Origin of the sequence: Pseudomonas sp. MRSN 12121 (genome assembly GCF_000931465.1) — a bacterium.
Lineage (GTDB): Bacteria > Pseudomonadota > Gammaproteobacteria > Pseudomonadales > Pseudomonadaceae > Aquipseudomonas.
Genome location: NZ_CP010892.1, coordinates 4,441,829 through 4,454,808, shown reverse-complemented (window position 1 = coordinate 4,454,808; position 12,980 = coordinate 4,441,829). Strand labels below are relative to the sequence as shown.

The following is a 12,980-nucleotide window of genomic DNA, read 5'->3' as shown; positions in this document are numbered from 1 at the left end:
AGAGTTACTCCTTCGCCTCGTTGCGGCCCAGGTGGAACGCCGTGACGGCTGCGGCGAGCAGCAGCATCGAGGCGAGTTCGACCACCAGCAGGTAAGGTCCGAACAGGCTGATGCCCACGGCCTTGGCGTCCACGGTGGTTTGACCGATACCGACACCGCTCTGGTGGCTGAACAGCACGTACAGCAGTTCGACCAGCAGCAGGGCGGCGAGAATCACCGGCCCGACCCAGATGCCCGGTTTGAGCCAGATGCGTTCCTGCTGAACCGAGGCGGGCCCCAGGTTCAGCATCATCACCACGAACACGAACAGCACCATGATGGCGCCGGCATAGGCGATCACTTCCAGCACGCCGGCGAACGGCGCGCCGAGGCTGAAGAACGTCATCGCCACGGCGATCAGCGAAATGATCAGGTAGAGCAGGGCGTGCACAGGGTTGGTGTTGGTCACCACGCGCAGCGTGGAGACAACGGCGACACCTGACGCGAAATAGAAAGCGAATTCCATCTTTCTTCCTTAAGGCAGCAAGCTCTTCACGTTGATCGGCTCGGCTTCGTTCTGCGCGGCGCCCTTGGGCTTGCCGGCGATGGCCATACCTGCAACACGATAGAAGTTGTAATCAGGGTTCTTTCCGGGGCCGGAGATCAGCAGATCTTCTTTCTCGTAAACCAGGTCCTGACGTTTGAACTCGGCCATCTCGAAATCCGGCGTCAGCTGGATCGCGGTGGTCGGGCAGGCTTCCTCGCAGAGGCCGCAGAAGATGCAACGCGAGAAGTTGATGCGGAAGAAGTCCGGGTACCAGCGACCGTCTTCGGTCTCGGCTTTCTGCAGCGAGATGCAACCTACCGGACAGGCCACGGCGCACAGGTTGCAGGCTACGCAACGCTCTTCGCCGTCGGGGTCGCGGGTCAGCACGATGCGACCACGGTAGCGTGGCGGCAGATAGACCGGCTGTTCCGGGTATTGCAGGGTGTCGCGCTTGCGGAAGCCATGGCCGAAGACCATGACCAGGCTGCGCAGTTGGGTACCAGTACCCTTAACGATGTCGCCAATATATTTGAACATGGGTCAAATCCTCACTGAACCGCGCCTGCTGGCGTGTTCAACAACACAAGCGCAGCAGTCACCAGCAAATTGATCAGGGTCAGCGGCAGGCAGAATTTCCAGCTGAAGTCCATCACCTGGTCATAACGCGGACGCGGGATGGAAGCGCGCAGCAGGATGAACAGCATGATGAAGAACGCGGTCTTCAGGGCGAACCAGACGAAGGACAGTTGCGGCAGGATGCCGAACGGACCGTGCCAGCCACCGAAGAACAGGGTGACCAGCAATGCCGAGATCAGGATGATGCCGATGTACTCGCCGACGAAGAACATGCCCCATTTCATGCCGGCGTATTCAATGTGGTAACCGTCGGCCAGTTCCTGTTCCGCTTCCGGCTGGTCGAACGGGTGACGGTGAGTCACGGCCACGCCAGCGATGAAGAAGGTACAGAAGCCGAAGAACTGCGGAATGATGAACCACAGGTTCTGCGCCTGGTAGTCGACGATGTCGCGCATGTTGAACGAGCCGACCTGAGCCACGATGCCCATCAGCGCCAGGCCCATGAACACTTCATAGGACACGGTCTGGGCCGAGGCCCGCAGGCTGCCGAGCAGGGCGAACTTGTTGTTGCTCGACCAGCCGGCGAACAGCACCGCGTAGACCGACAGGCCCGCCATGGCGAAGAAGAACAGCAGGCCGATGTTCAGGTCCGCCACGCCCCAGGTCGGGGTGATCGGGATGATCGCGAAGGCGATCAGCAAGGCGCTCATGGCCACGACCGGCGCCAGAGTGAAGATCACCTTGTCGGCGAACGGTGGGGTCCAGTCTTCCTTGAAGAACATTTTCAGCATGTCGGCAGCGATCTGGAACATGCCGAACGGGCCCACGCGGTTCGGACCGTAACGGTCCTGCCACCAGCCCAGCAGGCGCCGCTCGATAAAGCTGAGCAGGGCGCCGGCGATCACCACGGCCAGCATGATGACCAGCGCCTTGACGACCGCCAGGATCACATCGATCACTTCAGGGGTGAACCAGGTCATTGCGCTGCCTCCTGCAGACCGTCAACGGATTTGCCAAAGATCGCCGGCGGAATGCCTGCCAGGCCAGCCGGCAACGCCACCAGGCCAGCGCCCAGTTCCTCGTTGATGCGCAGCGGCAGGCGCAGGGTCTGGCCGGCCACGTTCAGGGCCAGCAGCGCGCCATCGTTGACGCCCAGGCGATCGGCCTCGGACTTGGCCAGGGAAACGTAGGCGGCCGGGATGCGTTCCTGGACCGGAGCGGCTTTCGAGGAGTTCTCCTCGCTGCCGAACAGGTGATAGAACGGCACCGCCTGCCAGGTGCCCTGGGCTGGGGAGAAGGCGCGCGGCACGCTGGCGAACCAGCCGAGGCTGTCGCCCTGGCTTTCGATCAGGCGGGTGCCCGGATCGCCGGCACGCAGGTGACCACCGACTTCGTCCTGGAACTTGTTCCAGGCTTGCGGCGAGTTCCAGCCCGGCGACCAGGCGAACGGCACCTGGGAACGCGGTTCGGCGGAGCCCGAGTAACCTTCCATGGAGAAGGCGAACGCGGTGTCCTTGTCTTGCGGGGTACGCGGTTCGTGCACGCTGATGTCGGCGCGCATGGCGGTACGGCCGCTGTAACGCAGCGGTTCGCGAGCCAGCTTCAGGCCCTTGATGCGGAACGAGGCCGATGGCGCGGCGTCGACGATACGCGCCAGTTGCGGGGTGCTCTGGGCGCAGGCGGCGGTCACGTGGTCCAGTTGGGTCCAGTCCACCGGCTTGTTCAGCAGGGTGGCGCGCAGGGCATGCAGCCAGCGCCAGCCTTCGCGTACCAGGATGCTGGCATCCAGGTAGGTCGGATCGAACACTTGGAAGAAACGCTGGGCGCGGCCTTCCTGGCTGACCAGGGTGCCGTCGCCTTCGGCGAAGCTGGCCGCTGGCAGGACCAGGTGCGCGCGGTCGCTGGTGGCGGTCTTCTGATGGTCGGCGACGATCAGCACTTTCGCGGCGTTCAGCGCGGCATCGACCTTGGCAGCGTCGGTGCGGGTGTACAGATCGTTTTCCAGCACGACGATGGCGTCGGCACGGCCGTCGATGACCGCTTGCAGCGCGGCGTCCACCGATTCGCCACCGAGCATGGCCAGGCCCAGGCTGTTGGCCTCGGGCACGATCAGGCTGATGGAACCGTTCTTCTCGCGCAGCTTCAGGGCCTTGGCGATGTTGGCCGCGGCTTCGATCAGCGCCTTGGAACCCAGGGAGGTGCCGGCGATGATCAGTGGGCGCTTGGCGGCGAGCAGGGCGTCGGCGATGCGCTTGGCCAGCTCCAGGGCTTCGGCGTCCAGGCCTTCGACGGCCGGAGCGCTGGCGTCCAGGGCATGGGCCACGGCGAAGCCGATGCGCGCCAGGTCATCGGGAGCGGCGTGTACACACTCCTCGGCAACGTCGTCGAGCTTGGTTTCGGCCAGGCTGGCGATGAACAGCGGGTTCAGCGCGTGCTGGCCGATGTTTTTCACCGCGGCGTCGAGCCAGGGCTGGACGCGCATGGCTTCGGCCATATCCTCGGCCTTGCCCTTGACCGACTGGCGCAGGGCCAGGGCCATGCGGGCGGCGGTCTGGGTCAGGTCTTCGCCGAGGACGAACACGGCGTCGTGATCTTCGATCTCACGCATGGTCGGCACGGGGAGCGGGCTGTCCTTGAGCACTTGCAGCACCAGGCGGATGCGCTCCAGCTCGGAGGCTTCGATACCGGAGTAGAAATGCTCGGCGCCGACCAGCTCGCGCAGGGCGTAGTTGCTTTCCAGGCTGGCGCGCGGCGAGCCGATCCCGACGATGTTGCGACCGCGCAGCAGGTCGGCGGCCTTGTCCAGCGCCTGGTCCAGGCTCAGCTTGGTGCCATCGTTCAGCAGTGGCTGGCGTGGGCGGTCTTCGCGGTTGACGTAGCCGTAGCCGAAGCGGCCACGGTCGCACAGGAAGTACTGGTTCACCGAACCGTTGTAGCGGTTCTCGATGCGCCGCAGTTCGCCGTAGCGCTCGCCCGGGGAGATGTTGCAACCGCTGGAGCAGCCATGGCAGATGCTCGGCGAGAACTGCATGTCCCACTTGCGGTTGTAGCGCTCGGAGTGCGTCTTGTCGGTGAACACACCGGTCGGGCAGACCTCGGTGAGGTTGCCGGAGAATTCGCTTTCCAGGGTGCCGTCTTCAACGCGACCGAAGTACACGTTGTCGTGGGCGCCGAACACGCCGAGGTCGGTGCCGCCGGCGTAGTCCTTGTAGAAGCGCACGCAGCGGTAGCAGGCGATGCAGCGGTTCATCTCGTGGGCGATGAACGGGCCGAGGTCCTGGTTCTGGTGGGTGCGCTTGGTGAAGCGATAACGGCGCTCGTTGTGGCCGGTCATCACCGTCATGTCTTGCAGGTGGCAATGACCGCCTTCCTCGCAGACCGGGCAGTCGTGCGGGTGGTTGGTCATCAGCCATTCGACGACGCTGGCGCGGAAGGCCTTGGACTCTTCGTCGTCGATGGAAATCCAGGTGTTGTCGGTGGCGGGAGTCATGCAGGACATGACGATGCGACCGCGGGTGTCGTTCTCGTCGGTGTACTGCTTGACCGCGCACTGGCGACAGGCACCGACGCTACCGAGAGCGGGGTGCCAGCAGAAATAAGGGATGTCGAGGCCTAGTGACAGACATGCCTGTAACAGGTTGTCCGCCCCATCGACTTCGAGCGCTTTGCCGTCTACGTGGATAGTGGCCATGGTTCAAAGTTCTTCGTTGGCCCGGTGTCAGCGGGCGTGGCTAATGGAATCTTGGTGCTCGCCCGGCGCGTTTAGGCGTCTTCGGGCGATACGAGGGCGGCACGGACCACCCTCGCTCGATACGTTTACGCGCCGACTACGATCGGCCGGGCCAGGGGCGGGACGGCGGCAGCGCTGGTGGCTGCGATACCGGCCTCGAACTCTGGGCGGAAATACTTGATGGCGCTGCCCAATGGCTCCACGGCACCCGGTGCGTGAGCACAGAAGGTCTTGCCTGGGCCGAGGAAGCCGACCAGACCCAGCAGGGTCTCGATATCGCCGGCCTGGCCCTGGCCCTTCTCGAGGGCGCGCAGCAGCTTGACGCTCCACGGCAGGCCGTCGCGGCAAGGGGTGCAGAAGCCGCAGGACTCGCGGGCGAAGAACTCTTCCATGTTGCGCAGCAAGGACACCATGTTGATGCTGTCGTCCACCGCCATGGCCAGGCCGGTACCCATCCGGGTGCCTACCTTGGCGATGCCGCCGGCGTACATCTGGGCATCCAGGTGTTCGGGCAACAGGAAGCCGGTGCCGGCGCCGCCAGGCTGCCAGCACTTGAGCTTGAAGCCGTCGCGCATGCCACCGGCGTAATCTTCGAACAGCTCGCGCGCGGTCACGCCGAATGGCAGTTCCCACAGGCCGGGGTTCTTCACTTTGCCGGAGAAGCCCATCAGCTTGGTGCCGTGGTCTTCGCTGCCTTCGCGAGCGAGGGATTTGTACCAGTCCACGCCGTCGCCGATGATCGCCGGCACGTTGCACAGGGTCTCGACGTTGTTCACGCAGGTCGGCTTGCCCCATACGCCGACGGCGGCAGGGAAGGGCGGCTTGGAACGCGGGTTGGCGCGGCGGCCTTCGAGGGAGTTGATCAGCGCGGTTTCTTCACCGCAGATGTAACGCCCGGCGCCGGTGTGCACGAACAGTTCGAAGTCGAAGCCCGAGCCCAGGATGTTCTTGCCCAACAGGCCCGCGGCCTTGGCTTCTTCCACGGCACGGTTGAGGTGCTTGGCGGCGGTGGTGTATTCGCCGCGCAGGAAGATGTAGCCCCGGTAGGTTTTCAGCGCACGGGCGCTGATCAGCATGCCTTCGATCAGCAGATGGGGCAGTTGCTCCATCAGCATGCGGTCCTTCCAGGTATTGGGTTCCATCTCATCCGCGTTGCACAACAGGTAGCGGATGTTCAGGGACTCGTCCTTGGGCATCAGGCCCCACTTCACGCCCGTGGGGAAGCCCGCGCCGCCGCGGCCTTTGAGGCCGGCGTCCTTGACGGTCTGCACGATATCGTCCTGGGACAGGTCGGCGAACGCTTTGCGCGCAGCGGCGTAGCCGTTCTTGGCCTGGTACTCGTCGAGCCAGACCGGCTCGCCGTCGTCACGCAGGCGCCAGGTCAGCGGATGGGTTTCCGGGCTGCGCTGGATGCGGTTGGCAGGGCCGAAGGATGTCAGGGTCATACGTAGCCCTCCAACAGTTTGGCCACGCCAGCAGGCTGCACGTCGCCGAAAGTGTCGTCGTCGATCATCAGCGCCGGGGCCTTGTCGCAGTTGCCCAGGCAGCATACCGGCAGCAGGGTGAAGCGGCCGTCGGCGGTGGTCTGGCCGAGGCCGATGCCCAGTTCGCTCTGGATCTGGCTGACCACGGATTCATGGCCACCGATGTAGCAGACCATGCTGTCGCAGACGCGGATGATGTGGCGGCCGACCGGTTGACGGAAGATCTGGCTGTAGAACGTCGCCACGCCTTCTACGTCGCTGGCCGGGATGCCGAGGATCTCGCCGATGGCGTAGAGCGCGCCGTCAGGCACCCAGCCACGTTCCTTCTGGACGATCTTCAGGGCTTCGATAGACGCCGCGCGCGGGTCTTCGTAGTGATGCAGCTCGTGCTCGATGGCCGAGCGCTCGGTTTCGCTCAGGGCGAAACGGTCTGTCTGGATAAGCGTGCTGTTCATGCTTAGCGGTCCACGTCGGCCATAACGAAGTCGATACTACCCAGGTACGCGATCAAGTCCGCGACCATGCTGCCGCGGATCACCGAAGGGATCTGCTGCAGGTGAGCGTAGCTTGGGGTACGGATCCGGGTGCGGTAGCTCATGGTGCCGCCATCGCTCGTCAGGTAATAACTGTTGATGCCCTTGGTCGCTTCGATCATCTGGAAGGATTCGTTGGCCGGCATGACCGGGCCCCACGAAACCTGCAGGAAGTGCGTGATCAGGGTTTCGATGTGCTGCAGCGTGCGCTCTTTGGGCGGCGGCGTGGTCAGCGGATGATCCGCCTTGTACGGGCCTTCCGGCATGTTGCGCAGGCACTGGTCGATGATCCTGATGCTCTGGCGCATTTCTTCGACGCGGACCATGCAGCGGTCATAGGCATCGCCGTTGGCGGCCAACGGTACTTCGAACTCGAAGTTCTCGTAGCCGGAATACGGGCGCGCCTTGCGCAGGTCGAAGTCGCAGCCGGTGGAGCGCAGGCCGGCACCGGTGACGCCCCATTCCAGGGCTTCCTTGGTGTTGTAGGCAGCGACGCCGATGGTACGACCCTTGAGGATGCTGTTCTGCAGAGCCGCCTTGGTGTATTCGTCGAGACGCTTGGGCAACCAGTCGACGAAGTCCTTCACCAGCTTTTCCCAGCCGCGCGGCAGGTCGTGGGCGACCCCGCCGATGCGGTACCAGGCCGGGTGCAGGCGGAAGCCGGTGATGGCTTCGATCACGGTGTAGGCGCGCTGACGGTCGGTGAAGGTGAAGAACACCGGGGTCATGGCGCCGACGTCCTGGATGTAGGTTCCCAGGAACAGCAGGTGGCTGGTGATGCGGAAGAACTCGGCCATCATGATGCGGATGACGTCGACCTTCTCCGGCACCTTGATCCCGGCCAGCTTCTCGACCGAGAGCACGTACGGCAGGTTGTTCATCACGCCGCCGAGGTAGTCGATCCGGTCGGTGTACGGAATGAAGCTGTGCCAGGACTGACGCTCGGCCATTTTCTCGGCGCCACGGTGGTGGTAGCCGATGTCCGGAACGCAGTCGACGATCTCTTCGCCGTCCAGTTGCAGGATGATGCGGAAGGCACCGTGGGCCGAAGGGTGGTTCGGGCCCAGGTTGAGGAACATGTAGTCCTCGTTGGCGCCGGAACGCTTCATGCCCCAGTCTTCCGGACGGAAGCGCGCGGCTTCTTCTTCCAACTGTTGCTTGGCCAGGTTCAGGCTGAACGGATCGAATTCGGTGGCGCGGGCGGGGAAGTCCTTGCGCAGCGGATGACCTTCCCAGGTCGGCGGCATCATGATACGCGACAGGTGAGGGTGGCCGGCGAAGTCGATGCCGAACATGTCCCAGACTTCACGCTCGTACCAGTTGGCGTTCGGCCAGATACCGGTCACGGTCGGCAAGCTGAGGTCGCTCTCGGACAAGGCGACCTTGATCATTACGTCACTATTACGCTCGATCGACAGCAGGTGGTAGAACACGCTGAAATCGGCGCCTGGCAGCCCGTGACGCTTGGTGCGCAGGCGCTCGTCCACGCCGTGCAGGTCATAGAGCATGACGTACGGCTTGGGCAGGTTGCGCAGGAAGGTCAGGACTTCGACGAGTTTGGCGCGGGTAACCCACAACACCGGCATGCCGGTGCGGGTCGCCTGGGCGGTGAACGCCTCGGGGCCAAAACGGTTATTGAGTTCGACGACCACATCCTGGTCGTCTGCCTTATAAGGCGGGATGTACAGAGCACTGCCTGTAGTCATGGTTTTTTATCGCTTTCGGTCAACGTAAAGAATGAAGCCAGTTTTTCGTTCTTTGCTAAGAAACGGTCTGGATCAGACTTCGTCAGGGCTGCGCAGGTTGGTTACCTGAATACGCTGTTCGCGGCGCACATCCTTTTGTGCCGGCATCTCGGCGCGATACACGCCTTGGTCGCCGACGACCCAGGAAAGTGGGCGACGCTCCTGGCCAATCGACTCCTGCAAGAGCATCAGGCCTTGCAGAAAAGCTTCAGGGCGGGGCGGGCAGCCAGGTACGTAGACGTCCACGGGCAGGAACTTGTCCACCCCCTGAACGACGGAATAGATGTCGTACATGCCACCGGAGTTGGCGCACGAACCCATGGAGATAACCCACTTCGGCTCGAGCATTTGCTCGTAGAGACGCTGAATGATCGGCGCCATCTTGATGAAGCAGGTTCCGGCAATAACCATGAAATCCGCCTGGCGCGGTGATGCCCGGATAACTTCGGCGCCGAAGCGCGCGATGTCGTGGGGCGCCGTGAAGGCGGTGGTCATTTCCACGTAGCAGCAGGACAGACCGAAGTTGTACGGCCACAGGGAATTCTTGCGCCCCCAGTTGACCGCGCCGCTCAGCACGTCTTCCAGCTTGCCCATGAAGATGTTTTTGTGGACTTGATCCTCTAACGGATCGGAAACGGTTTCCCGTTCGCCGATCGGGTATTGCTCGTTAGGAGCATCAGGGTCGATCCGGGTGAGATTGTATTGCATCGCCAAAGCCTCATTGTTTTAGCTTCGCCTGCCGCTTACGACGACCTTCCGGAGCCCAATCAAGAGCCCCCACCCGCCAAAGGTAGACAAGACCTGCCAACAGAATTGCTATGAAAACGAGAGCTTCGACGAATCCGGTCCAGCCGCTTTCGCGGACGGACACAGACCAGGCAAAGAGAAAGAGGGCTTCGATATCGAAGATCACGAAGAGCATCGCGACCAGATAGAATTTGGCTGAGAGCCGCAAGCGGGCGCCACCGGTGGGTAGCATGCCGGACTCGAACGGTTCGTTTTTGCTGCGGCCCCAGGCTTTTGACCCGAGGAGGCTGGAGAGGCCGAGCATGAAGGCGCAGAGGCCGCCTACACCCAGAAGGAAAATGGCAAAGCCCCAGTTGTGGGCCATGAGTCCTGTCGCTTCGGGCATGCTGGTAATCCTTAACAGAGAGCAAAGGTCTCTGAGCTTGATAAAGAAACAAAGCAGTGACGATATGTCGCAGTGCAATCAATCGGCGTGATTTTATGGCTAAACACCGGGCAAGTAAATTTTCTATAGCGAAATTATTTAGTGGAATAAGGACATAGCGCCCCTCGCAGGCCCCGTAAGCCACGCCCTGCGGGCATTAGCGGGAGTTTCGTTAATTATGTTTTGTCAGGGCTGTAACGAATATTTCTCCATCTAAATGATAATCAATATTGTTTAGCGGCGATCTATAAACAATACCTTCCATGGCGCTTCGCTAAGTTGTCTTTTATATCCGTGTTACTGCAAGTTGCGAGCGAGCCCCTTTTACCCGCTTTTTCTTCCGCGCATACCGCTCTGGGTCAATGTTTTGCCTGATTGCCCATGGCTGGCATGAGGCCATTGCGTACAGCACCTGGCCTGGACGGTTGTGCGGTTTTTCGCGACACGGCTGGGTGGAGGCGGCTTGGGTCGGCACAAGGCTTCACGCAAAAAAAACGCCCCGAACCAGTCGGGGCGTCAGATGTGCGGCACTGCAGTTAGCTTTTACCGGGTCTGCGGTGGCCGTTTTTCGCTGCGAAGCCGAATCAGTGGAACTGTTCTTCTTCGGTGGAGCCGGTCAGTGCGGTTACCGACGACGAACCGCCCTGGATCACGGTGGTCATGTCGTCGAAGTAGCCGGTGCCCACTTCCTGCTGGTGAGCCACGAAGGTGTAGCCCTTGGCGGCGTCGGCGAATTCCTGCTCCTGCAGTTTCACGTAGGCGGTCATGTCGTTGCGGGCGTAGTCGTGCGCCAGGTTGAACATGCTGTGCCACATGTTGTGGATGCCGGCCAGGGTGATGAACTGGTGCTTGTAGCCCATGGCGGACAGTTCGCGCTGGAACTTGGCGATGGTCGCGTCGTCCAGGTTCTTCTTCCAGTTGAAGGAAGGCGAGCAGTTGTACGACAGGATCTGGTCCGGGTATTCCTTCTTGATCGCTTCGGCGAAGCGGCGGGCCTCTTCCAGGTCCGGCTTGGCGGTTTCGCACCAGATCAGGTCGGCGTACGGCGCGTAGGCCAGGCCGCGGGCGATCGCCTGGTCCAGGCCGGCTTTCACTTTATAGAAGCCTTCCTGGGTGCGGGTGCCGGTCACGAACGGCTGGTCGTACGGGTCGCAGTCGGAGGTCAGCAGGTCGGCGGCGTTGGCGTCGGTACGGGCCAGGATGATGGTCGGTACGCCAGCCACGTCGGCCGCCAGTCGGGCAGCGGTCAGCTTCTGTACGGCTTCCTGGGTCGGAACCAGTACCTTGCCGCCCATGTGGCCGCATTTCTTCACGGAAGCCAGCTGGTCTTCGAAGTGAACGCCGGCGGCGCCAGCCTCGATCATGCTCTTCATCAGCTCGTAAGCATTCAGTACGCCGCCGAAACCGGCTTCGGCGTCAGCCACGATTGGCGCGAAGTAGTCGATGTAGCCTTCGTCGCCCGGGTTCTTGCCGGCTTTCCACTGGATCTGGTCGGCACGACGGAACGAGTTGTTGATGCGCTTGACCACGGTCGGAACGGAGTCGACCGGGTACAGCGACTGATCCGGGTACATCGATTCGGCGGAGTTGTTGTCCGCGGCAACCTGCCAGCCCGACAGGTAGATCGCCTGGATGCCGGCTTTGACTTGCTGTACGGCCTGGCCGCCGGTCAGGGCGCCCATGCAGTTGACGAAATCTTTCTCAGGACGGAAGGACGGTTTGGCACCCTGGGTCACCAGGTTCCAGAGCTTCTCGGCGCCCATGCGTGCCAGGGTGTGCTCAGGCTGGACCGAGCCACGCAGACGGACAACGTCGGCAGCGGAGTAAGTGCGAGTCACGCCTTTCCAGCGCGGGTTTTCAGCCCAGTCTTTTTCAAGGGCTGCAATTTGCTGTTCGCGTGTCAGTGCCATGGAGATAAACCTCGTCGCGTCTTGTGTGAAAAGTCGTTCTTGGGCGGAAAATTCCGACTCGCCAGATACGCAGGGTTGAAGGTGCGTAGTTGGCTGCTCGCTGACCAGAAGCTTAGGCGGTCAAGTCGGGTTCGACGCGGATGGCGACGGTTGAACGATGGGCTCAAGGGGAGAAGTGAGCAGGTAAGGGCTGGCTGTCGAGCACATGCGGGCGTCGTGGGCCTTCATGCGATCAAGCAGGGTGTTGCCGGTCTACCTAATTAGCTTCCGTCCCTCGGGACAACCTCGTTCCAGTCGCAATCTCGTCAAACACACCTTGTGGGCGGTACAGACACGAATCGGCTCAGGTGGGTAGGTTAGAGCGGCGATCCGAAGGCCCTTGCCAGGGCCCCTGATTAGCGGGAGCGAGGCCATCATGCCTTCGGTTTTTTGGCTCGTCAAACGTTTTGTAGTGCTTTTTTTCTATCACTACATCTTTGGTCTAATACGACTAATCAGTCAGTTTTCGGTGCTTTAGTCCAGGGTGTCGACTTTCACCCGCAAAGTCATGTCGTCCCGGCCCTGAGTCGAGTAGCTGCGGGTTAGAGCCTGTTTGTCGGCCTGGTTCTGGCGGTTGACACCGGCCAGGGTGATCCACTCTCCGAGGCGACCGCTGACAGTTGTGTCGGTACTTTGTACGTTCACTACATCGGGACGTTCCTGGCTCATGCGGTCACGATTTGTGCTGATGCTCAGATGAACGGTTTCGCCGGTGACGCTGGCGGTGACATAAAAGCCTTGGGTGACGTTGCGATACTGGGTCTGATTCTGCAGGCGGCCGTAAGGATCGGTCTGGGTCGTGGTCAGCGGCACGCTCTGGCCGACCTGGATCAGCGCAGGAATGCCTTCGCTGGCCTGGATCTGCTGTATCCCGCCGTCCCGGCTGGCGGTGCTGCGAGTGATGATGCGGGTCTGCGGCGCGCCGTTCGTCGAATAGCCCTGATTGTTCTGCGTATTGTTTTCGTTGGTGTCGACCGTGATCAGCAGGCGTTTTGCGGCGGTATCCAGCTGGGCGATGAAAGCGCGCAACTCCTCGATTTTTTCCGGTTCGGCCTTGACGATCAGTTGATTGCCATAGGCGCTGACCTGGCCGTCCTTGCCGAGAAAGTTCTGCGCGATCGGCAACAGGTCGGCGCTGGTGCGATTGTTCAGGGGCACGATCTCCGTCGCCGCAGTGGCGGTAAAGCTGGCAGCCAGCAGCAGTGTCGTGAGCAGGGTGCGTAGGGACATGTCCGTTATCTCCGCTGGGGGATGAAAGCCTTGAGT

11 protein-coding genes are annotated in these 12,980 nt (G+C 61.9%); all 11 read right to left on the bottom strand.

The window, feature by feature from the left end; translation table 11 throughout:
- Positions 1–4 precede the first annotated feature (4 nt).
- On the bottom strand, positions 5–505 hold the full coding sequence (gene nuoJ, locus TO66_RS20255; protein WP_044463935.1) for an NADH-quinone oxidoreductase subunit J: 501 nt from the start codon (positions 503–505) through the stop codon (positions 5–7).
- Positions 506–514: 9 nt separating this feature from the next.
- Positions 515–1,063 carry an NADH-quinone oxidoreductase subunit NuoI gene (gene nuoI / locus TO66_RS20250; RefSeq protein WP_044463934.1) on the bottom strand — a complete coding sequence of 183 codons (549 nt, stop codon included), beginning with the start codon at positions 1,061–1,063 and terminating at the stop codon, positions 515–517.
- Positions 1,064–1,074: 11 nt separating this feature from the next.
- Positions 1,075–2,082: an NADH-quinone oxidoreductase subunit NuoH gene (gene nuoH / locus TO66_RS20245; protein WP_044463933.1), complete on the bottom strand. Its 1,008-nt coding sequence runs from the start codon at positions 2,080–2,082 to the stop codon at positions 1,075–1,077.
- Entirely contained in the window at positions 2,079–4,793 is a 2,715-nt protein-coding gene (gene nuoG / locus TO66_RS20240; RefSeq protein ID WP_044463932.1) for an NADH-quinone oxidoreductase subunit NuoG, read from the bottom strand. The genes nuoH and nuoG overlap by 4 nt, the downstream gene beginning before the upstream one ends.
- A 125-nt stretch (positions 4,794–4,918) precedes the next feature.
- Complete coding sequence (gene nuoF / locus TO66_RS20235) at positions 4,919–6,277, bottom strand: NADH-quinone oxidoreductase subunit NuoF (RefSeq protein WP_044463931.1); 1,359 nt, start codon at positions 6,275–6,277, stop codon at positions 4,919–4,921.
- Entirely contained in the window at positions 6,274–6,771 is a 498-nt protein-coding gene (gene nuoE / locus TO66_RS20230) for an NADH-quinone oxidoreductase subunit NuoE (protein WP_007929184.1), read from the bottom strand. Before nuoE ends, nuoF begins: the two co-directional genes overlap by 4 nt.
- 2 nt (positions 6,772–6,773) lie before the next feature.
- On the bottom strand, positions 6,774–8,555 hold the full coding sequence (nuoC, locus tag TO66_RS20225; RefSeq protein WP_044463930.1) for an NADH-quinone oxidoreductase subunit C/D: 1,782 nt from the start codon (positions 8,553–8,555) through the stop codon (positions 6,774–6,776).
- A gap of 72 nt (positions 8,556–8,627) precedes the next feature.
- Positions 8,628–9,302 carry an NADH-quinone oxidoreductase subunit B family protein gene (locus TO66_RS20220; protein ID WP_044463929.1) on the bottom strand — a complete coding sequence of 225 codons (675 nt, stop codon included), beginning with the start codon at positions 9,300–9,302 and terminating at the stop codon, positions 8,628–8,630.
- Positions 9,303–9,312: 10 nt separating this feature from the next.
- A complete protein-coding gene (locus TO66_RS20215) occupies positions 9,313–9,726 on the bottom strand; it encodes an NADH-quinone oxidoreductase subunit A (RefSeq protein WP_044463928.1) in 414 nt (137 codons plus the stop codon).
- A gap of 623 nt (positions 9,727–10,349) precedes the next feature.
- A complete protein-coding gene (aceA, locus tag TO66_RS20210; RefSeq protein WP_044463927.1) occupies positions 10,350–11,675 on the bottom strand; it encodes an isocitrate lyase in 1,326 nt (441 codons plus the stop codon).
- A gap of 513 nt (positions 11,676–12,188) precedes the next feature.
- Entirely contained in the window at positions 12,189–12,944 is a 756-nt protein-coding gene (locus TO66_RS20205; RefSeq protein WP_044463926.1) for a secretin N-terminal domain-containing protein, read from the bottom strand.
- Positions 12,945–12,980: the final 36 nt, after the last annotated feature.